We start from the raw sequence: 23,133 nt of genomic DNA on the forward strand, positions 1-23,133 counted from the left end.
TAACAGGGCTCAGATTTTCAGATGCTCCGAGCATCAGATACTTAAATTTTTATGACAGAGATGACCGGATGTCAACAAAATTGATTTTTTACTTGAAAAACGAAATTTATGTGTTATAGTAATAAAAGGTTGCGCTAGGTGGGGCGTTAGCGGTGCCCTGTTCCTGAGATCCGCTATATGCAGGGCTGAAATCCCTCTGGAGGGTTTTATCCGAAAACTTGCGGTCAGGCTGATCGGCCGCCGCGCAACAGACAGTCACGAACCTCGTCAGGTCCGGAAGGAAGCAGCGATAAGTGATGCCGTCTGTGTCGTGGATCGATCCCGGTCATTTTTGGCTCATGTCTGAGGAAAGAGATTCGATGGGGGGTGCGCAACCCCTTCAATTTTTCCCATCTGTTTTTAACCTATCTAAATATTTTTCTCAATGTCCGAAGTTTTCTAAGTTTTATTGCGTTCTAACCTTTTGATTAAAATGATATTTTTTAATTCTTCAGCTAAATATTCAACAGCAGATTGAATATGAGGGGTGACGGTTTTTTAAATTGGAAAATAGTCTTTTAGGGATTTCCAGAAAAATGAAATAACTGAGATACCGCGTCCCCCCTGCATTTTCCCGAAAAGGGCATATGATTTATTCGGAGTTCCCTTAGATCCGGACAGCCCGTCAGAATCAGTGCGGTCAGGTCGTAAACCTCCCCCAATTTCTGTAGTTTCGCAGTCGGAATGAGAACTTTCCGACTTTCCGGAAAGGTATTTTTATGAGTCTTGTCGCTGTTGTTTTGTCAGATTTGGCAATTTCCTGAGACTTTTTTGCGGAATTTTTCTGAACAGTCTTGAAACTATGGCGTTTTCACTTGGGAATTATACCTTGACATTGTTTCATATAGAATTATTTTCTTATCAACATTAAGTCAGTTGAAATGGTGATGAATTTTAATAAAAAAATTTGGGGTTGGATTTTAAAGTTTGCATGTTTTGTGAAACCGAATGCACACACAAAACAGGCTTCGCATCCCACGAATATTGAAAAAGCTGATGAATCAATAAACCGGGAGAAAATTTTACCGATGACAAATAAAGATAAAATAAAAAATAATCCTGAAGCCGAAGAAGCGGCCGAAGATGATAAAATATCTGAAGAAGGTGATTCACAAGATGAGAATGATACAGAAGCCGATGACCCTTTAAAAGCGTTGAAATCAAAAGCTGAATCCGCGGAACAGGAAGCCAAAGACAGTTATGACCGTTTTCTCAGGGTTTCGGCCGAGTTTGAAAATTATAAAAAACGGTCTGCCCGCGAGATGGAAGGATTCAAAAAGTTTGCCAATGAGGCGCTGATAAAAGAGATGCTTCCTGTAGTAGATAATCTGGAGCGGGCCATTGACTCTTCAAACAGCAACGGAGGTTCTGATGACAGTATCGTAGAAGGGGTGAATATGACCCTGAAAGAGATACTGAAAATTTTTGAGAAATTCCATGTTCAACCGATTCAATCAGTGGGAGAAATGTTTGATCCTGGTTTTCACGAAGCTGTTATGCAGGAAGAATCTGAGGAGCATTCTGAAAATACTGTTCTGAAAGAATTGCAAAAAGGATATCTGATACATGACAGACTTCTGAGGCCTTCCATGGTGATTGTTTCCAAGTCAAAAGAAAATAAAAAATAGAAAAAAATAGAAATTGGAAATCAGGATGCATATCAGAACCATATGATCAGTTAAGTTTTCTTGGAGAATTTTCATCTTTAGCTTCTTCACAAAAAAACATTCAAAAAAAAAGCATAAAGATATATAAATGAAGGAGGATAGAACATGAGTAAAATAGTAGGCATAGATCTGGGTACCACAAATTCATGTGTTGCCGTCATGGAGGGGGGGAGTCAAATGTGATTACGAATCCCGAGGGGGGGCGTACCACACCTTCAATTGTCGCTATTTCAGAGAGTGAGGAACGTCTGGTCGGCCAAATCGCAAAACGCCAGGCAATCACAAATCCTGAGAATACGGTATTTGGTGTAAAACGCCTGATCGGGCGTAAATATGAGTCACCTGAAATACAGAAAGACATAAAGGTACTTCCCTATAAGATCAACAAGGCAAGTAACGGTGATGTTCGTATTGACCTTCGGGGAAAAGAGAGCAGTCCCGCAGAAATATCATCTTATATATTGGCAAATATCAAGCATACAGCCGAGGAATATCTTGGCGAAAAGATTACAGATGCGGTTATTACAGTCCCTGCCTATTTTAATGACAGCCAGCGTCAGGCAACAAAGGACGCGGGGAAAATCGCGGGCCTGAATGTTTTAAGGATCATCAACGAGCCCACGGCCGCGTCCCTTGCATATGGCCTGGATAAAAAAGCTGAAGAAAAAATTGCTGTTTTTGATCTTGGCGGCGGTACATTTGATGTATCCATACTGGAAATCGGCGAAGGTGTGTTTGAGGTGAAGTCAACAAACGGTGACACCCATCTCGGAGGAGAAGATTTTGACCTTCGCATCATTGATTATCTGGCAGACGAATTTAAAAAAGACCAGGGAATTGATCTGAGGGGAGACAAAATGGCGTTGCAGCGGCTCAAGGAAGCGGCTGAAAAAGCAAAGATGGAACTCTCCTCCTCAATGGAAACCGATGTGAATCTTCCCTTTATCACTGCCGATGCCACCGGACCCAAGCATCTGAATATAAAAATAGGCAGAGCCAAGCTTGAAGCCCTTGTCGGGGATCTTCTGGATAATCTGGAAATGCCTTGCAGGACTGCGCTCAAAGACGCGGGAATGTCTCCCAATGAGGTGAATGAAGTTATCCTGGTGGGCGGTATGACACGTATGCCTGCGGTTCAGGAACGCGTGAAAAAAATTTTTGGCAAAGAGCCCCACAAAGGCGTGAATCCTGATGAAGTTGTTGCCCTGGGTGCCGCGATTCAGGGCGGTGTTTTAAAAGGGGATGTCAAAGATGTTCTTCTTCTGGATGTCACCCCCCTTTCGCTGGGTATTGAAACCCTCGGGGGCGTCATGACAAAACTGATTGAAAAAAATACCACCATCCCGACCAAAAAGAGCCAGGTTTTCTCAACTGCCGCGGATAATCAGCCGGCCGTGTCCATTCATGTGCTTCAGGGTGAGCGGGAAATGGCATCAAACAATAAGACCCTGGGACGCTTTGAGCTTGTAGGCATTCCGGCTGCGCCCAGAGGCGTGCCTCAGATCGAGGTCACTTTTGATATTGATGCCAACGGCATTGTGAATGTGTCTGCAAAAGACATGGCCACTGCCAAGGAACAGTCCATCCAGATTACAGCATCCAGCGGTCTGTCACAGGACGAGATTGACAACCTGGTCAAAGATGCGGAGCTTCATGCTGAGGAAGATAAGAAGAAAAAAGAGCTGGTGGAGGCCCGTAATTCAGCCGATGCCCTGATCTATCAGACAGAAAAATCCATTAAGGAACTTGGCGACAAAGTTGACAGCGAAACAAAGAGCAATGTTGAAAATGGCATAAGCAACATTAAAAAAGCAATGGAAGGGGATGATGCCGCAGAGATCACCCGGTTATGCGAAGAACTGACCCAGACTTCCCATAAGTTGGCTGAAGCAATGTATAAGCAGGCATCAGAGGCCGGCGGACAGCCAGGCGGACCTGAAGGAACACCCGGCGCGGATCAGGCAGGACCTTCTGCACAGCCTGATGATGATGTGGTTGACGCTGATTTTGAAGAGGTAAAAGATAAGAAACAGAATTAAAAAAACTGTTTTTTTCCTTATGATCTCCTAAATCCCGTGTGTACAATGTGCCACGGGATTTTTGTTGGCTCAGTATGGCTTACATTGTTGACACAATGCTCATCTTATATCATAATCAGATCATGATTGTCAGCTCTGTTCTGCAAACGATGAAGGGAGCGCATCCCAAAAAACCGGAAAAAAAACCGGAAAAATTCTCGTTCCCAGGCTCCGCCTGGGAATGCATTCCAGAGGCTCTGCCTCGTGTGTCAGCAGTATCGTTCCCAGGCTGATCCTGATCTTCCTGCCAGGAATATGGCATTGAATCACGCAAGGCAGAGCCTTGGGTATGCGTTCCCAGGCGGAGCCTGGGAACGAGTTTTTTTGAATTTCAGATAAGTACATGCCAACTTTTTTGGAATGCTCCCCTGTGAAGGGCAGTGTGACCCGCCCGCCATCAATAAATGATAAAAAATGGAAATAAGGACAAAAAATGGAATTTGAATCTGTTATCGGTCTTGAAGTTCATGCCCAGCTGAAAACAAAAACAAAAATTTTCTGCAGCTGTTCAACCGCATTCGGATCACCGCCGAACACGCACACCTGTCCCGTGTGTCTGGGAATGCCGGGGGTACTTCCTGTGCTGAACAAAAAGGTTGTTGACTATACCATCCGCATGGCCCTTGCCACAAACTGTGAGATTGAGCGTGAAAGCAGGTTTGCGCGCAAGAATTATTTTTACCCTGATCTTCCCAAAGGCTACCAGATATCCCAGTATGAACTGCCCATTGCCCGATTCGGACATATTGATATTGAAGTCGGCGATGAGACAAAACGGATCGGTATTACCCGGATACACATGGAAGAGGACGCGGGCAAACTCACCCATGATCCTGACCGGCCTGTGAGCCGGGTTGATTTTAACAGGACCGGGGTTCCGCTTATGGAAATTGTCAGCGAACCAGATATTCGGACACCTGAGGAAGCCGGGGCATATCTCAGAAAACTGCGGTCCATTGTACGATACATCGGTGTCTCCGACGGCAACATGGAAGAGGGAAGTTTCAGGTGTGATGCAAATGTGTCCATCATGCCGAAAGGTTCGGAAACCTTCGGAACTCGTGCAGAGTTAAAAAACCTGAATTCATTCAAGCATGTTGAAAAGGCCATTTACTATGAAATAGAAAGACAGAAGGAAATCATCGGAGATGGCGGGGAGGTAGTTCAGGAAACACGATTGTGGGATCCGGTCAAAAATGTGACAACTTCCATGCGGTCCAAAGAAGAAGCTCATGATTACCGATATTTCCCGGACCCGGACCTGTTGCCCCTTGTGGTGGAAAATGAATGGATTGACGCGGTAAAAGCGGAGCTTCCTGAACTGCCGGATGAAAAAAAAGACCGATTCATCAAGGCATTTGGCCTGCCGTCTTATGACGCGGAGGTGCTGACATCAAGCCGTGAGCTTGCAGATTATTTTGAAGACTGCTTAAAAGTTTTTCCCAATGCCAAACCTGTAAGCAACTGGGTCATGGGATCGCTTCTGGGGCTGCTGAACACCGAGGGAAAAACCATTGAAGATTCTCCGATTTCAGCGCATGATCTCGGACATCTTCTGAAGCTTATTGACGAGGATGTTATCAGCGGAAAAATTGCAAAAACCGTGTTTGATGAAATGGCAAAAACAGGCAAGCCTCCCAAAAAGATTGTGGAAGAAAAAGGACTTGTCCAGGTGACAGATGTATCTGCCATTGAAGCTGTGGTGGCAAAGGTGCTTGAGCGTTCTCCCAAAGAGATTGAGGAGTATAAGGGTGGAAAGACCAAAGTGCTGGGATTCTTTGTGGGTCAGGTTATGAAGGAAACCAAAGGCAAGGCCAATCCGAAAATTGTGAATGAGATACTGAGGGATAAACTGGGTTAAAATTTGAAATTCGAATTAAATTCAGATGACAAAAAATCAGAATTTGAAACAGCCGCTCTTGCTCTTAATCGAATAAAAGCGGGCAGGATTAAGAGCCAATGCTGTTGACCTAGACAGTTCCGAACGGATTCGGAGTGCAAAAATTATATTTTTGCGCCTGTGAAAAAGCATTTTTCGCACTCCGGATAAAATACCGGAAAACTCGCTTACTCTTAAGTCAACAGCATTGGGATTAAGAGCAGGGAGTCTTGACTTGCCAAAACAATCAGTGATGAGAGACAGCAGGGGCAAAAAAGCTTTGATAATGACATGTTAATAAAAAATTCAGTCCAAATGCTCAAGAGAGAAGCCCCTTGCTGTCCTTTCAATCATTTTGTCACACAAGAGACAGACTGCTAACGCCCACCTGTACCCCTTCCGGAAATACTCCTACCAGCGAGTGGATTGTAGAGCTTTGTAATCGCAAACTTCATAACTTCCAAGGACTTCATGTCCAATATAATATTTGTCAAAGTGTTATTTCCTTCTTCAGGAAGTACACAGGCATTGTTTGCGTCAAAGGTTAAGCCCTCAAACCCTTTCATTAATTTTTTTTGGTCTTTCTTGGTCATGCCTACCTGAACTGCTTTTTTTCCATCTATTTCCTGAACCTGGTCAGCCAATCCGACAGCCTCAATTTTTTTGAATTTCTCATCATCCAAAAAAACATTGATGTAAAAATCTGACATAATAAAACCTCCTTTTAAAAAGTAAAAATTAAAGTATTCAATTACATGTCCCAACAGTCATAAGTTCTCTGGAAATTTTGAAGATCATTCCGATAACTGACTGAAATGATCAGCTCCGCATATTTCATACTTATTTTTACGGTACTGACGATTTCAATATGTTATGAAAATTTATGACTGACGAGTTATAGCACTATCATCTTATTCCCATGGTTTGCGCGGCTCGGAAAACATCAGTTTTCCCTCTTGAAATAATGTATCATTTCATTTCTTGGAATCTCTTCCTGTTTCCGGGTTTGCAGATTTTTGACCTGAACCGTTTGTGTTTCAAATTCATTGCCGCCGCAAATGATGGCAAACTTCATACCTCTGGTGATTGCAAAGTTAAACTGGTTTTTGAATGTTGTGTCATCCGCGAGGCAGACTTCCGCATTCATCCCCGCGCCGCGCAACTCCGCGGCCATCTGAAGATAATCCGCGTCACGGTCTTTTTCGAGTCTGAGAACCATCACCTCGGTCACGGTTTGTTCCGCACGATCAATGGCACCGAGGTGACTCAGCGCGGCAAACAGACGATCAACGCCGATAGATGAGCCTGTCGCGGGGAGTTCCGCGCCTGTGAAACGACTGACCAGACCATTATACCGACCCCCTCCGAACACACTTCCGAACTCCGGGGCATCCAGAAGTATTGTCTCCATCACCGGACCCGTGTAATAGTCCAGGCCCCGGGCAATTGAGAAATCAATATCCACAGCTTCAGCCGGTATTCCCATGCCCGCGATGTAATCTAAAATCTGGCGAAGTTCATCAATTCCTTCCTCAGCCACACTGATCTCCTGAAAGACATTTCCGCACAGCTTCAGTTTCTCTTCATTACTCCCCTTTAAATCCAGAAACGCCCTGATTTTCACGATAGCGTCCTCAGACAGTGCGGGTGCCGGATCAAAAGGGGTTTTTGGCTCGGACTGAAGCTCCGCCAATACTTTTTCCAAACCAATTTTATCAATCTTATCAAGGATGCGCATCATTTCCTTGGTGATATCATCCGCTTTCACTTCTCCCCGGTCATGAATATCCGCCAGTATTGCCAGCCCATTAAGTATCTTGCGATTGTTCAGGCGGATTTTAAATTTTTTAACTCCCAGTGCCTCCATTGTCAGAAACATTATCGCCACAATTTCAGCATCTGCCAGCATTGAAGAAGTTCCGGCGATGTCCGCGTCAAACTGATAAAACTGCCGATAACGGCCGCTCTGGGGGGTATCCGCACGGAATACCGGCCCGACTACCATTCGCCGCCATGGCAGACGGATACCTGTTCTTTTTTTTGCATTATAAGGATTTGCCGCCAAAATACGGGCAAAAGGAACCGTATGATCAAAAGGTATTGCCAGCGGTTCGTCATCATGGGTACTCTTTATATGAAAAATATTTTTTCCGGTGTCGCTGGTTTCGCCAGCCAGGGTTTTCAAAAACTCGATGCGAGGGGTCTCTATGGGATCGAATCCGAATGAGCGAAAAATTTTCTGAATCGTCCCGAGCATCTTTTCCCTTGCCAGATAATCAGGGGGAAGAAAGTCTAAAAAGCCGCCGGGACGTTCCGGTTTAACAACATTGTCTGCCATTTGTATATTCCTCTTGTTCTTCTTTACTGACGCTTCATTATCAGTCATAGCATGAGTCAGCTAAATATTTTGTCTGTAACTACCCGGACAAACGTTTTTCGGTATTCGAAAGCGTTCCGACGTTTTGAAAACGCGGGAACTCCAATTTGTTCAACCGGAAAAATATATGATCAGGTACTTATTTAAGGTTAATTCTGATAAACGGTCATGACCTGTCGGTCACAACGAGTGATGAAAGTTTTACATTTTTTCCTAACACCTAACACCTAACACCCAACATTTTTTCATATAAACGGCCATGAGCCGCCGGTCACAACGAATGATGAAAGTTTTGTAGTTTTTTCCTAACACTTAACACTTAACACCTGACACTTTCATATAAACGGCCATGAGCGCTCCGCTCACAACGAAACATGAAAGAACTTTTAACTTCAGTCACTTTATTAACTTTAGTCACTTCAGACACTTTCATATAAACGGCCATGAACTGCCGGTCACAACGAACGATGAAAGTTTTGCAGTTTTTCCTGACACTTAACACTTAACACCTGACACTTTCATATAAACGGCCATGATCTGCCGGTCACAACGAAGTATGAAAGTTTTGCAGTTTTTCCTAACACTTAACACCTAACACCTAACACCTGACACTTTCATATAAACGGCCATGATCTGCCGGTCACAACGAAGTATGAAAGTTTTGCAGTTTTTCCTAACACTTAACACCTAACACCTAACACCTGACACTTTCATATAAACGGGCATGACCTGCCGGTCACAACGAAAAATGAAAGTTTTACTGTTTTTTCCTAAGACTTAACACTTAACACTTAACACCTAACACCTGACACTTTCATATAAACGGCCATGAGCGCTCCGCTCACAACGAAACATGAAAGAACTTTTAACTTCAGTCACTTTATTAACTTCAGTCACTTCAGACACTTTCATATAAACGGCCATGAGCGGTCCGCTCACAACGAAACATGAAAGAACTTTTAACTTCAGGCACTTTGGTTACTTTAGCTCACTTCAGACACTTTCATATAAACGGCCATGATCTGCCGGTCACAACGAAGTATGAAAGTTTTGCAGTTTTTCCTAACACTTAACACCTAACACCTAACACCTGACACTTTCATATAAACGGTCATGAACTGCCGGTCACAACGAACGATGAAAGTTTTGTAGTTTTTCCTGACACTTAACACTTAACACTTAACACCTGACACTTTCATATAAACGGCCATGAACTGCCGGTCACAACGAACGATGAAAGTTTTACAGTTTTTCCTAACACTTAACACTTAACACCTGACACTTTCATATAAAAAATATAGAACTAATATAATGGGAATCCATACCTGTCAACTTTTAAATAACCTTTCCAAAGATAAGCCATTTTACAGGTTCTGACAATTTTCCATAGAACAGACAGCAGGCATGAATTAGCGGAAAATCTAAAAAAAAGACTTGTTTTCAGATTCGGGAAGAGATTATAAAGAAATTCACACCGAATACTGTATTTTTCTTATAAGCACGATGAGTGTCAGAAAAAAAGCTGTGTACAGGACAAAAAAAGATGAGCAACAAAGAAACCCGGGTTTTTCCGAGGGGGGGGAAGGTGCATATGCATCAGGCTAAGATTACAACCTACTGTTTTTATTAACTCTGATTTTGCCGGACGGGGTTTGCAACCCCGTCCGGAATATTTTCCGAATCGCCGCCCGCAAACGTTTCGGACGGGGTTGCAAACCCCGTCCGGCAGCCGTCCCGCATTCTTAGCCTGATGCATATGGGGGGAAGGTGTCCCGTCCGGGAAAAAAAGCCGGGTTTCTTCCCGCACCGCAACTTTTTGTCATGTACACAGAAAAAAAGTTTAAAACCCCTTTTAAACATTCACCAGATCGAAAAGTTTTCGGGCCGTGTACAGGGCAAAGAGGACGGACGGCAAAGAAACCCGGGTTTTTCCGGCAGGGGAGGGTGTCCTGTCCCGGGGAAAAACCCGGGTTTCTCCGAGGTCCTCCGCACAGCCCGGAAACTTTTCGATCTGCTGACATTAAAACATTTTGCTCCGTACTTAACAACAATGCGCCTTTATTCATTATAATTTTACAACAAGGATATTGAAATGGAAATAAAAGTCGTTCGCAAGGTTTTGGATGTTAACGATACAATGGCGGAACAGAACCGGAACATATTTACAGAAAAAGGAATTTTTGTCCTTAACATGATGAGTTCTCCGGGTGCGGGTAAGACCACAGTGCTTGAAAAGACGCTCTCTCATATCATGCCGGAAATCAGAACAGCGGTCATTGTGGGAGATATCTGCACCACAAATGATGCTGACCGGCTTGCCAAAACCGGTGTGCCTGTGGTGCAGATTAATACGGATGAATTTGGCGGAGACTGCCATCTCGCGGCCCATGTCATCGCAAAGGCCGCTGTAAATCTTGACCTTGATGCCACAGATCTGCTGATTGTGGAGAACGTGGGTAATCTGGTATGCCCTGCGGAGTTTGACATTGGCGAGGATGCGCGTGCGGTGATTCTCAGTGTGACCGAAGGGGAAGACAAGCCTCTGAAATATCCTCTGATGTTCCGGGTTTGCGACGCTGCTTTGGTAAATAAGACAGACTTGCTTCCGTATCTTGACTATGATATAAAGGATACCATAAAGAATATCAGCCAAATACATGCTGACATGTCTGTTTTTGAAATATCCGCAAAGACAGAACAGGGATTTGATCCCTGGCTGGACTGGCTCAGGCGTTGTGTGAAGCAAAAAACAGAAAAAAGAAACTGATTCCGAGTGTTGTGAAAAACTGAATTGAAAGCTGAGACAAACCGGGTTTTTGTAAAAACTCGGTTTTTGTTTTTTTTAAATAAGGATTATAATTATGGCAATTAAAAAGGGAGATATCATTGAACTTAAAATTTCTGATATCGCGTTTGGCGGAAAAGGACTTACGCGGGTTAACGGACTTGCTGTGTTTGTGGATCAGTCCGTGCCTTCGGATTATGTAAAAGTTCGCATCATAAAGAAAAAAAAGAATTATGCGGAGGCCCGGATTCTTGAAATCATTGAGCCTTCCCCCCTCAGAACAGATCCGCCGTGTAAATACAGCAATTATTGCGGGGGATGCAAATGGCAGTTTTTAGATTACGATAAACAGGTTGAATACAAACAGCAGCATGTCTCGGAATCCATTGAGCATATCGGCGTGATAGAAAATGTTCCGGTTCATCCGACAATCCCTTCGGAACTGATCTTTGGTTACAGAAATAAAATGGAGTTTTCATGTTCGGATAAAAGATGGCTCCTGCCTGATGAGATGGGCAGAGAAGATATTGACACGGATTTTGCTCTCGGGCTCCATGTGCCAGGCACGTTTCACAAGGTTCTTGACACGGACGCGTGTCTGCTTCACCCGGACCTCGGAAACCATATTCTCGAAGATATCAGAAAATTTATAAAACATTCCCGCGTGCCTGTCTATGGACTTCGCAGCCATGTCGGGTTCTGGCGTTTTGTCATGCTGAGACATTCTGTGGCTTATGATCAGTGGATGGTAAATATTATCACAGCGTCAGAAGACCGGGACACGGTGCAGCCCCTTGCCGACTTGCTCATGGAGAAATATCCCGGGGTCGTGTCCGTCATAAACAACATCACGTCGCGTAAGGCAGGCATTGCCATCGGAGAATATGAAATCCTTCTTGCCGGGGAATCTGTTCTGAAAGATAAGATCGGTCCCTTTGAGTTTGAGATATCTGCAAATTCTTTTTTTCAGACAAATACACGGGGGGCAGAACGTTTATATGAAACTGTGAAAAACTATGCCGGACTTACGAGCGGGGAAACGGTTGTTGATCTTTACAGCGGTACAGGCACGATTGCTTTATATCTTTCGGGATTGGCGAAAAAAGTAATTGGTATGGAAATTATTGAAAGTGCAGTGGCGGATGCCGAAAATAACTGCCGAGTCAACAGTGTTTCCAATTGCCAGTTTATACGCGGGGATATAAAGAATTGTCTTTCACAGCTTACGATTACCCCCGAGGTGATGATTATTGATCCTCCGAGGGTCGGGATGCACAAAAATGTTGTGAAACAGGTCATGGAAATGGCTCCGGAACGGATTGTTTATGTCTCCTGCAATCCCTCGACGTTGGCACGGGACATGGGTATGATGAAAGAAGATTATGATATTTTGGAAGTCCAGCCTGTTGATATGTTTCCGCACACATATCACATAGAATCTGTGGCAAAGCTTCAAAAAAAATAAACTGAAGGAAGCAGGATAAGAAAAAAAATTTCCCTTTTTATCCAATATCGTTCGGCATGATTTTTTGCATAGCCGGACGGAAATGCCCGGCATTTCCGCATTTTGGAGAAATTGTTTCCGAAAAACGCCCGGCGGACATTTCGGGATTTCAGTTTTCCGGATATATGAATTCAGTTAGTTACAAATGTATGCAAAAATCGTGCCGAACGGTATTGCTTTTTATCCTGCTTCCCTGTTGCTCTGTTCTTATATCGTCTGAATTTTCGAAAACGGTCTGAATTTTAAATTTTATGATAAACACGGTCTGTTCAGCCGAATATTATCACTGTGAATATCTGTTGCACGGACAATACGCAAAATCAGCTTTGTGCAAAGGGCGGATTCAATTTTTTACAAAAGGTGTAAGAAAGAGAATCTTTCTGTGTATATCAGATATAGAGAAGGGGGGAATTCTTTACTTCAAATCTGCGATTGCTTAAATGCGAATTCAGCTGGAAACAGAAAGGCGGTAACTATGTTTTTTGGGAAAAAGAAACGTCGGTGTAAAAAGCGATACATGGTTTTTTGGGATGGATTGCTTGAAGCCCGGTTTCCTGATTTTCAGGAAAAGATAGAAGTCAGAGTGGATAATTTCTCGTGTTCCGGGGCCACGCTTCATTCTGACCGGGTTTTTCTGAACGGACATCACCTGATTGCCGCTGATCAAAAACCTGAATTGGACTTAAAGATTCTTTCACCGGAGGGTGTTCTTGAATCAAGGATAGAAATACGATGGTACAGATGGCTGGCTGAAAAAAATATTTTTGAGATTGGCATTCGATTTATGGATATCTTAAAAGAAAAAGAGGAATTTATTGACAGAATAATAAATAAACTTCGCCGAGGATACTGTTATTTATGATGTTTATGAAAAAAAGTGTTAGGTGTCAGGTGTTAAGTGTTAGGAAAAAAATTGTAAGACCTTCATATTGCGTTGTGACTGGCAGGTCATGAGCCTTTATAAAACAAAAGCGTCAGGTGTCAGATATCAGACGTTAACGCTTTGCATTATTCATTTTTTTATTTTAATATCTGACATCTGACAGTTAAGAAGTTTGCTCTGTCCGCATCTCCCCGCCATAAGAAATACTGAGCAAATATTCCGCTGTAACACAAAAATATTCTCTGTCTGTTCTTATCATTCAGAGTCTGTTCTTATCATTTTGTCAAGCTGGTTTTGCCGAACTTCAGCTTTATCCATATTTTTTCTACCAAATTCTTCATTGACTATCTCCTTTGTTTTGGTTATTTTTATAGCCACTGGATTTTGTTTTTATGGCATGAAAATTGCATATTTCACAGCATATATTTTTTAATCTGTTTTATTGAAATTTTCGAGGCAAATTTTGTCAGAAAACAAAATCAGGTAAGGGATTTCCCCAAAAATAAAATACCCGGAAATGTAAAAAAGTAGGGTGGGTGGAGCGAAGCGCAACCCACCGCACTGAAATTTATCTCGTTTATCTCGTTCCCATGGTTTGCGTGGGAATGCAGTGCGGACGCTTCGCTTCCTGATTTTCATGTTGCTGTCCGGGACGCGAAGCACGGAAACAAGGGGGGGGCGTGTCCTGGCAATAACTGAGATTCAGTCTTATCCGGCATTCGCATATTGAAATCTGAAATTTACTTGAAATTCGGAGCCTGAAATTTGTTATTTCCGGTTTATCCGGATCAGGTTTTTTTATAAACGCTCATGAAAAAGCCGGGTTTTTTGCCCCCGGTTATGAAAATATTTTCAGATAAAAAACCCGGGTTTTCAAAATGTATTTTCACAGTAAAAAATAAGCGTGACCAAACCAAGCAAATCTCTTATGGTATCGAATAATAATATAGATATTCTGAAAAAAGTCCTGGCCCGAGCAAAAGAAGAAGTTGCCAAAGTCATTATCGGACAGGATCATGTGGTGGATAAGTCGCTGATTACGATTTTTACCGGCAGTCATGCCCTGATTGAAGGCGTTCCCGGAGTAGGAAAGACTCTGCTTGTACGGACGCTCTCGTATGTGCTGGGATGTGAGTTTTCCCGAATCCAGTTCACGCCGGACCTTATGCCCGCGGACATCACCGGGACCCATGTGTTTGATTTGAAAAAGGACGAATTTTCCTTAGTCAGAGGTCCTGTGTTCACGACGTTCCTACTCGCGGATGAAATCAACCGGGCACCTGCCAAAACACAGTCCGCGCTCCTTCAGGCCATGCAGGAAAGAACCGTCAGCATTGACCGGGAGACTCATGTTCTGTCACCAAATTTCACGGTGTTTGCCACCCAGAACCCCATTGAATACGAAGGCACATATCCGCTGCCCGAAGCTCAGAAAGACCGTTTCATGCTCAGAATCACAATGGATCATCCTGACCGGGAGGAAGAACTGATGCTGGCCAATAGGATGCTTGGTACAGAATCGCCTGAGGCGACGCTGGCAGGCGGCGCTGTAAAACCGATCATCACGCCTGAAATTCTGACAAAACTGCGTACCTGCCTGGAAGGGCTTCTGATAAAAGAGGAGCTTGTGGGATATATTGTTGATATTGTGCGCAGAACACGCACACACCAAAGCGTACTCGTCGGCGCGGGTCCCCGGGCGACCCAGTCGCTGCTTCTGGCCAGCCGGGCCTTTGCCGCTATCCAGGAACGGGATTTTGTCACGCCTGATGATGTCAAACTCATGTCCGTACCCGTTCTGGAACATCGCCTGATTCTTCGGCCTGAATATGAAATTGAGGGGCTCACGGTTACGGAAGTGATTCAAAATATTTTGGAGGATATCGCCGTGCCGAGATGATTTTTTTTAAAACTGACTTGACGCGTTATGCTATGGTCTGACCTTCTTATGATCTGTCCTTAACTTTTATGAAGGAGTTATTAATGAGTGAAGAAATCCTTTTAAAATCTGTAAAACTGACAAACGGGGAAACAATAGGCTACAGAGAGAGAAATCATGGAAACCGAACCATATTTCTCATTCATGGAAATATGACATCTTCAAAGCATTGGGACATGCTTATGGAAAAAATTCCCAAAAACTATAAGATCATTGCCATTGATCTGCGAGGATTCGGAATTTCTTCATACAATACCCCTGTCACTTCTCTGAAAGATTTTTCTCAAGATATAAAATTGTTCGCAGATACTCTCGGGTTGGAACATTTCACCCTTGGAGGCTGGTCCGCGGGCGGAGCGGTTGCCATGCAATTTACGGCCGATTATCCTCAGCAGGTCAGCAAACTGGTCTTAGTGGAATCTGTCGGGATAAAGGGGTTTCCGATGCTGAAATTTAATGATCAGGGAGAGCCTCTGGGAGAATTTGTAAAAACAAAAGAAGAAGTTGAAAAACAGATTGCGCCGATAGTGAACGCAGTCACAAACAAAGACAAGGCCTATCTGCGGGCATTATGGAATAAGCTGATCTACACGCAAAAACAGCCCTCACCTGAAAGATACGAAGAATATTTGGAAGATATGCTCACGCAAAAAAATCATACAGATGTATATCTCTCGCTTATAAAATTTAACATTTCAAATGAAAACAACGGGATTATCAACGGATCAGGAGAAGTGGATAAAATTGATGTTCCCACCCTCGTCATTCAGGGAGATAAGGATCGTGTTATCCCTGTGATGATGGCAAAGGAAATAGCGGACGGGATAGGGGGTAACGCGAAACTTGTTGTTCTGGAGAACTGCGGACATTCTCCGCTGACAGATTGTCCGGATAAGCTTATTTCTTATCTGACAAGTAAAACAAATGCATTTTCATAATTTATCTGAGCAGAGAGTTCTGACTAGTAGAACCAGCAATTCATAACCACGTTTCAGAATCTTTATACCTTATCTGAAGTATCATCCAATTTTTATGCTGCCTTTTTGTTATCAGGGGGTTACGGATACCCGGGTGTTTTTATAATTCTCACCCCGATAATGAATTGCCGCGGGATATCAGACATTATTTCAAAGCCTATATTGTACGGTTTCCGCTTCTCCACTCATCAGTCAAAAAACGGAACATCATTCGCATTCTGTTATTTCTTCCAATTTGCTTTCTGACTTTACATCATCATTAAGTTTCTGTATTATCCTACCGGCTGACCGTTCAGCGCCACAGGTTTGTCAAAATTTTGTAATCAGCTATGAAAGGGATAATCATTGGATATTTTTGAATACCAGGCTCAGAAAGCAGCAAAAGCGTCAGGTCCCCTTGCAGAAAGAATGCGTCCGAAAAATCTGAACGAGTTTGTCGGGCAAACCCATATTACAGGCCAGGGGACTCTGTTCCGCCATGCCATTGAAAAAGACCGCATCTTCTCCATGATTCTCTGGGGACCGCCCGGATGCGGAAAAACAACCCTTGCCAGGATATTGGCAGGAGAAACCCGCGCTTATTTTGTCCATTTTTCAGCAGTGCTGTCCGGTGTGAAAGAAATCCGCTCGGTGATTCAGGATGCCAAGGACCAGCAAACGCTTTACCGGAAAAAGACAATTCTTTTTGTTGATGAGATACACCGGTTCAACAAAAGTCAGCAGGATGCTTTTCTTCATCATGTGGAAAGCGGTCTGATCACGCTGATCGGCGCGACCACTGAAAATCCCTCCTTTGAAGTCATCGCGCCCCTTTTATCCCGATGCCGGGTGATCACCCTGAAGACCCTTTCATCAGCAGATATTGCCGCCATACTTGAACACGCCCTTAAAGACAGGGAACGAGGGCTCGGGGATATGAACCTTGTTTTGGATCAGGATGCCCTCTCCCATCTCATACGCATCGCAGACGGTGATGCCCGTTCCGCTTTAAACTGTCTTGAGATCGCAGCATCTCTGCTCGTGTCGGAAAATGATGTTTCCCATGAGAGCAACTCACAGAGCATAACCCTTCAGGTCTTGGAAAATGCTTTGCAGAACAAGTCGCTGCTTTATGACAAGGCTGGAGAAGAACATTATAATCTTATATCCGCATTTCATAAAAGTCTGCGGGGAAGTGACCCGGACGCGGCTCTTTACTGGCTCGGTCGTATGCTGTCCGCGGGAGAAGACCCGATGTATGTGGCCCGAAGGATGGTGAGGTTTGCGTCCGAGGATGTGGGAAATGCGGACCCTTCGGCCCTTGGAATGGCACTGAGTGCGACAGAGGCGTTCAAATTTCTCGGACATCCCGAAGGGGACCTGGCACTTGCCCAGGCAGCAGCCTATCTTGCAACCGCTCCCAAAAGCAACAGCATATACGCTGCCTACGGAAAAGTTAAAGAAGTGATTCAGCATTCAGGGTCACTTCCTGTCCCTTTTCATATACGAAATGCGCCCACGGGGCTGATGAAAAATTTAGGATATGGCAGAGATTACAAATATGCCCATGATTATAAGGAAGCATATGTTTCCCAAGAATATCTTCCGAAAAAACTCCGGGAACAATTATACTACTTCCCCACGGAGAGAGGTTATGAAAAGATCATAAAACAGAGGCTCGACAAATGGAGAAGTCTGAAAAAAGGGAACGCGGGCAGGAAAGGATAGCAGCTTAATATCTGAATATTAAGAGAACTGACAGGCATTCGGAGTTTCATAATTTTTTTTATACGAACCATAAGAAAAAGATTGCCAAAATAAAAAAAAAGTCGTATTTTTCCAAAATAACGGAATGAGGAACAGGCCCTGATCATTGTTTTTCTCAGTTATCAGACACGACAGACACGAATATTCGAAAACCTTTGAGTTTCCGACACTCCCGGGTCTGATGTCCGGTTTGTACTTTCCGGGTACTCCGTTTAATGAGATATCGGAGGAAACGATGATCATGCCCGGAACCGTGTTAAATCTGAAAAAAATTTGTGAGGTGACTATGAAAAAACAAGGGAAAAAGAGCAACGCTCAACTGATTATCGGAGTGTTGCTGACAGGAAAGGATTTGAAGTCTCGGGAAATTTCTGAGAAAATCGCTGAAACTGAGGGAAGAACGATCAATGTCCAGGATGTCGCGAGTATGCTTTCAAAGATAAGTGACCACAATAAATGCCATCTGGGGTATTTTATAGAAAGAGAGCAAAAAGGAAACGGGTTTGTTTATCATATGGTTCAGGAGGCTTTGGCCTTCTCGGAAAAAAAGGCATATGACCTGACCCTTAAGACAGGAAAAGACAGATACACGCTTGCTCAGGCTTTGGAAGAATTTCCCGGATTAAATCAGTATGTCGAATCTCCCAAAGCCAGACCCGGAGTCAAAGACATCCCCAAAAAACCTGCTGCTAAAAAAGCTGCCAAGGCAGTTAAGCCAGCCAAACCCGTAAAAAAAGAAAAAGCAACAGTAAAACCGTTGTCTGAGTCGAAGGTTGCCGCATCGGTTTCAGAGGATAAAAAAGTTGAAGATATGGCTGCCAGACTGATTCAGAAAATTGATGAGCTTGGCGGATTAAACCTTAATGTCAAATTATCCTTCCAACTTGAAGAGGCTGAAAAATAATTTATCTGTTCCGGCAACCGATGGCTTTTTTAGCTTTACTCAGACTGGCTTATAAGAACTGCCCCTGTATGCATCAGACTAAGGGGCAGTTCGGTTTCTGTGAGTGTGGCTTTTCTTCTGAATTAATAAAATTTTGCGACCTGCTACTTGGTCTCTCTGCTCCAAAAAAAAACATTAATCTTTCATCCATATGGTTTTCAGTGATCAGACTTTTATTCTTCATATTTCTGCTTTTTATTGTTTCTTTTGAATCCCTTTATGCAGCACAGCGGTCTGTCATACAAACCAATGAGCTCGTTGTGATATTTGATGAGTCGCTGGGCGCGGCCGCGAAAGAAGTCACAACAATCTATCCGGAGATTAAATCGGAACTGGAGACACTTCTCAGATGGAAACTGAATTTGAAACCTGCTGTTCTGCTGGTTAAGGAGAATCAGACGTTTCAAAGAATGACAGGGAATAATTTTTTTGTGGCATTTGCAGTTCCTCGGAAAAAGCTGATCGTGATTGACTACTCAAAAATGCACAATCATCCTTTTACTCTCAGAATAACACTGAAACATGAATTATGCCATCTCCTGCTTCATCATCACATCGGAACCGACAACCTGCCCAAATGGCTAGATGAAGGCATCGCTCAATGGGTAAGTGACGGTATGTCAGAACTCATCATGGATAAGAAACGCGTACTTGATGAGGCAGTGTTAACTGGAAATTATTTGCCTCTGAATGCCCTGACTTACCGCTTTCCCAGGGACAGACGATCTGTTTCCCTGGCTTATGAAGAGAGCAAAAGTTTGGTGATGTATATGGAGAAAGAATTCGGTGAAAATGAAATTATAAGTCTGCTCAACGATCTGAAAACGGGTGATGAAATTGATTCGGCAATCCGAAAAAATTTTTCAATTTCCCTGGATGAACTTGAAAAAACATGGCATCAGCATCTCACAAGGACAACCACCTGGTTTGTGTATGTGGCGATCCATATCTATGACATTCTCTTTTTCCTCACCGCATTGACAGCGATATACGGATTCGTAAGATTGGTGATTAAAAAAAGAGCATATAAAGATGACGATGGGGATGATGATGAGTTCTAAGTCGTAACAACCAAATCACAAATCACAAATTCCAAATCATAAATTTTTATGAAACTCAACACCGTTATCTATAAATATTTATTCAAAGAGATGCTAGCGCCTTTTTTTATTAATGTGATATTTTTCGCATTTGTTTTTCTCCTGACACGGATACTTGATATTACCAACATGATTGTAAACTATAAAATCGCTGTATCCGATGTTTTGCTGATAATTCTTTATTCCATGCCCCATTTTCTTATATTCGTTATTCCCATATCAGTGATGATGACCACGCTTCTCACCTTTCTTCGTCTGTCAGGCGATAATGAAATTATCGCTCTTAAAGCCGGGGGGGTAAGTCTTTATGAATTACTTCCGCCAGTATTCATGTTCTGTCTGGTCGGATGTCTTCTTACAGCAGGTATGACTGTTTACGGCTCCCCCCGGGGGACAACGGCCTTGAAAGAACTGACTGTTGAAGTTGCCGCGTCCAATGTGAATATCGGTCTTAAAGAAAGGACATTTAATGATTATTTCAAAGATGTGATGATCTATGTCAATAAGATAAATGCAAAAGACAAGTCACTGACAGATGTTTTTATCGAAGATCAAAGAAACAAAAATCTTGTTATCACGATTGTGTCCCCAAGAGGGGAGTTGTTTAACGAACCGGACAAGCCCGTATTTCATCTGAGACTCTTTAACGGCACTGTCAGTCAGGTTGATCTTGAAAACAGGTCGGTCAATTCAATTCATTTTGAAACTTACGAAGTCAGCCTTGATCTTGCAGGTACGCTGTCAACGACAAAAGTCAGAAAGAAAAACAGAAAAGAAATGAATCTTGATGAGCTGCGCCAGTATATCAAAGAAGATACCAAAAAAGACGCGCAATATTATGTCATCCTGCTGGAGTGGCATAAAAGATTTTCAATTCCGTTTGCCTGCTTTGCCCTGGGCCTCCTTGCTGTTCCCTTAGGGGTAAGGTCAAAATCCGTAAGACGATCCTTTGGTCTGGGCCTGGGACTCGCGTTCTTTCTGTTTTATTATCTCTTACTATCCGCAGGCATGGTCTTTGGGGAAGCCGGTGTCTATCCGCCGCTGGTCGGCATGTGGGTTCCGAATATTGTCACAGGGGGAATGGGATTGTATTTTTTGGTAAGAACTGCAAATGACCGTCCCATATGGATAAATTTTTTTCCAAATCTAATCATAACACGCTTAAAATCTTTGGTTACTCGGTGACACCCTTTCATGCGGAGACTTCAGAAGGTTTATGCGAAAGTGTTAGGTGTCAGGTGTTAAGTGTTAGGAAAAACTATAAAACTTTCATCGTTCGTTGTGACCGGCAGCTCATGCCCGTTTATATGGGGGAGTCTCCGGCACTCGTCGCACGGTCAGCAACGTAATATCATCCGATTGTTCCGCCCCTGCTGTATAGTCGCTGAGACTGGTTTCAATTCGGTCAAGCAATGCGCCGGCCGAAGCAGCCGGATCCGCCAGCACTGAAAAAAGTCTTTCCTTACCGTAAAAACCTCCGTCCTTTCCGACCGCTTCTGTGATACCATCGGTAAAAGTAACCAGCATATCACCGGGTTCGATGCTGATCTTTCCGGAATCAAAGGGGATACCGGGAAACATGCCCACGGCCGGGCCGGTAGGTTCCAAAAGTTTTTTTACGCCATCCGTGCCAGTAATGACCGGCGGTTCATGTCCCCCGTTAATATAAGTGAGCATGCCGGTTTCCGGATCAATCACCCCCAAAAAAAGTGTGGCAAACATATTGGACTTGCCGTGGTTCAGCGCGATATAATCATTGGTGAGGGCAATAACAGTCTTTAAGGCGTTTTCATGATCTGAGCTTATTGAACGCTGCCTCTCGGTCATCTGACCGGGATCCGCATCAGGAGAGGTTTCTCCTTCTTCAGACAGCGTCATCCGGCTGCCGGAATAGTGCATATTGGCAAAGGCCCGAATCAGACTGCGGAACAATCCCATGAAGAGGGCCGCGCCCACACCTTTGTCACACACATCCGCGATGACGATCCCCACGCTCTGTCCCCCGGAAAGTAAAAACGCATCATAGAAATCTCCGGAGACCTGGCGCGCGGGACGAAACCAGGCTGCAATTTCCCAGCCCGGCAACTGCGGCAGCAAATCCGGAAAAAAACTGGTCTGAATCTGCCGGCCGATTTCCAATTCCCCTTCCAGACGTCTGAGATAAAGCTGTTCTTTATCTCGGAGCCGTTTCTTTTCCAGAACCGCCCCGATCCTGGCTTTTAATAATATCGGGTCAAAAGGCTTGGGCAGATAATCTTCTGCCCCCATCTCAATGCACCGCACCACACTGTTCATCTCATTCAGCGCTGAAATCATAATCACCGGAATATCTCGCCATGCCTCGCTGCTTTTTAAATGCTGTAATACCTGGTATCCGTCCATTTCCGGCATCATAATATCAAGAAGCACCACATCGTAGGTATGGGCCTGAATCATTGACAGGGCCTCACGCCCGTTTTCGGCAACAGTGACGCTATGCCCCTGACGTTTAAGATGGCGGGACAGCAAATCACGGTTCATGTCATTGTCGTCCACCACGAGCAAATCTCCGCAATCGGCCGTCACCGCAACAGTATCATCATGTTTCCCTGATGTGCGGGCGGTCTGATTCCCGGCCGGCAATAATATGTCGGGCGGGGTCTGTCTCGGTGTCATAATGCCGACATCGGTCATTGACAAATTTTCAGTCCCCCTGATAAGTGACAAAAAATTTTCTGCAGCGGAATGAATTCTCTTAAAATCAGGAATACTGCTTTCTATAAAACCATTTTCATAATGCAGTTCCTCTGCATTCTTCAGTAAAATTTCAGTAAAACTGACGATTGCATTTGAAGGCGTGGAGAGTTCCTGGCGCAGATTTGCTCCGAAGGTCTCCAAACCGATTTTGGTTTCTCCGGCCTCTGTTTTCTCAGGATCAAGGATCGTGTTGACAAGTTCAAAAGACTGTTTGCCAGTTGAAAGAATATTTCTGAGTACAAAGATCAAATCCTGATGTCCTGTCATATCTTCAGCATCTTCCAACAGCATTTCACTATAGCCGATGACTGCATTTAATGGTGTGCGGAGATCATGCCGCAGTTTCGCGAGAATCTCGCACCGAACCTGGTCTGTCACCTCTGTTTTCAAAGGAGCCTTGAATTTGGCAGCACGTCGGGGACGCGCCCTTGCTATTCGATGTTTGGTTTTTCGATATTTTCTTTCTTTTGTTATCATGCC

Annotated in this window: 14 protein-coding genes, 1 other RNA gene and 1 pseudogene; 13 read left to right on the forward strand and 3 right to left on the reverse strand. The window is 43.8% G+C overall.

The window, feature by feature from the left end; translation table 11 throughout:
• Window positions 1-129 precede the first annotated feature (129 nt).
• From ffs to gatB, 4 genes and pseudogenes are all read left to right on the forward strand, one after another.
• An RNA gene (gene ffs, locus dnm_RS20140) (signal recognition particle sRNA large type) lies at window positions 130-374 on the forward strand.
• Window positions 375-1,067: 693 nt separating this feature from the next.
• Window positions 1,068-1,667 (forward strand): nucleotide exchange factor GrpE, encoded by a 600-nt coding sequence (grpE, locus tag dnm_RS20145; RefSeq protein ID WP_207678700.1) that lies wholly within the window; start codon window positions 1,068-1,070, stop codon window positions 1,665-1,667.
• A 144-nt stretch (window positions 1,668-1,811) separates the two neighbouring features.
• A pseudogene (gene dnaK, locus dnm_RS20150) lies at window positions 1,812-3,745 on the forward strand (molecular chaperone DnaK).
• A 472-nt stretch (window positions 3,746-4,217) separates the two neighbouring features.
• Window positions 4,218-5,645, forward strand: coding sequence for an Asp-tRNA(Asn)/Glu-tRNA(Gln) amidotransferase subunit GatB (gene gatB / locus dnm_RS20155; protein ID WP_207678701.1), 1,428 nt, complete (start codon window positions 4,218-4,220; stop codon window positions 5,643-5,645).
• Between the two features lie 395 nt (window positions 5,646-6,040).
• On the opposite strand, the gene dnm_RS20160 is transcribed toward gatB, so the two are convergent.
• Together dnm_RS20160 and hisS are read right to left on the reverse strand one after the other, a co-directional pair.
• Window positions 6,041-6,373 (reverse strand): DUF6955 family protein, encoded by a 333-nt coding sequence (locus dnm_RS20160; RefSeq protein WP_207678702.1) that lies wholly within the window; start codon window positions 6,371-6,373, stop codon window positions 6,041-6,043.
• Between the two features lie 233 nt (window positions 6,374-6,606).
• Window positions 6,607-8,001: a histidine--tRNA ligase gene (gene hisS / locus dnm_RS20165; RefSeq protein ID WP_207678703.1), complete on the reverse strand. Its 1,395-nt coding sequence runs from the start codon at window positions 7,999-8,001 to the stop codon at window positions 6,607-6,609.
• A 2,131-nt stretch (window positions 8,002-10,132) separates the two neighbouring features.
• On the opposite strand from hisS, the gene hypB reads away from it, so the two are divergent.
• From hypB to lptF, 9 genes are all read left to right on the forward strand, one after another.
• On the forward strand, window positions 10,133-10,807 hold the full coding sequence (hypB, locus tag dnm_RS20170; protein WP_207678704.1) for a hydrogenase nickel incorporation protein HypB: 675 nt from the start codon (window positions 10,133-10,135) through the stop codon (window positions 10,805-10,807).
• 94 nt (window positions 10,808-10,901) lie between these two features.
• Window positions 10,902-12,290 (forward strand): 23S rRNA (uracil(1939)-C(5))-methyltransferase RlmD, encoded by a 1,389-nt coding sequence (gene rlmD / locus dnm_RS20175; protein ID WP_207678705.1) that lies wholly within the window; start codon window positions 10,902-10,904, stop codon window positions 12,288-12,290.
• A gap of 514 nt (window positions 12,291-12,804) precedes the next feature.
• Window positions 12,805-13,191 (forward strand): hypothetical protein, encoded by a 387-nt coding sequence (locus dnm_RS20180; protein ID WP_207678706.1) that lies wholly within the window; start codon window positions 12,805-12,807, stop codon window positions 13,189-13,191.
• A gap of 949 nt (window positions 13,192-14,140) precedes the next feature.
• On the forward strand, window positions 14,141-15,112 hold the full coding sequence (locus dnm_RS20185) for an AAA family ATPase (protein ID WP_207678707.1): 972 nt from the start codon (window positions 14,141-14,143) through the stop codon (window positions 15,110-15,112).
• An 83-nt stretch (window positions 15,113-15,195) separates the two neighbouring features.
• Window positions 15,196-16,089, forward strand: coding sequence for an intracellular short-chain-length polyhydroxyalkanoate depolymerase (gene phaZ / locus dnm_RS20190; RefSeq protein ID WP_207678708.1), 894 nt, complete (start codon window positions 15,196-15,198; stop codon window positions 16,087-16,089).
• Window positions 16,090-16,473: 384 nt separating this feature from the next.
• Window positions 16,474-17,835, forward strand: a complete 1,362-nt coding sequence (locus dnm_RS20195) for a replication-associated recombination protein A (protein ID WP_276571815.1) — start codon at window positions 16,474-16,476, stop codon at window positions 17,833-17,835.
• A gap of 325 nt (window positions 17,836-18,160) precedes the next feature.
• The gene (locus dnm_RS20200) at window positions 18,161-18,778 is read left to right on the forward strand and encodes a hypothetical protein (protein ID WP_207678709.1); all 618 of its coding nucleotides are present in this window, start codon (window positions 18,161-18,163) and stop codon (window positions 18,776-18,778) included.
• Between the two features lie 299 nt (window positions 18,779-19,077).
• The gene (locus dnm_RS20205) at window positions 19,078-19,878 is read left to right on the forward strand and encodes a peptidase MA family metallohydrolase (RefSeq protein WP_207678710.1); all 801 of its coding nucleotides are present in this window, start codon (window positions 19,078-19,080) and stop codon (window positions 19,876-19,878) included.
• A 48-nt stretch (window positions 19,879-19,926) separates the two neighbouring features.
• Window positions 19,927-21,102, forward strand: coding sequence for an LPS export ABC transporter permease LptF (lptF, locus tag dnm_RS20210; RefSeq protein WP_207678711.1), 1,176 nt, complete (start codon window positions 19,927-19,929; stop codon window positions 21,100-21,102).
• 108 nt (window positions 21,103-21,210) lie between these two features.
• Here the strand turns inward: lptF and dnm_RS20215 are convergent, their stop codons facing one another.
• Window positions 21,211-23,130 carry a SpoIIE family protein phosphatase gene (locus tag dnm_RS20215; protein WP_207678712.1) on the reverse strand — a complete coding sequence of 640 codons (1,920 nt, stop codon included), beginning with the start codon at window positions 23,128-23,130 and terminating at the stop codon, window positions 21,211-21,213.
• Window positions 23,131-23,133 lie beyond the last annotated feature (3 nt).

Origin of the sequence: Desulfonema magnum, from assembly GCF_017377395.1 — a bacterium.
Classification (GTDB): Bacteria; Desulfobacterota; Desulfobacteria; order Desulfobacterales; family 4be13; genus Desulfonema_C; species Desulfonema_C magnum.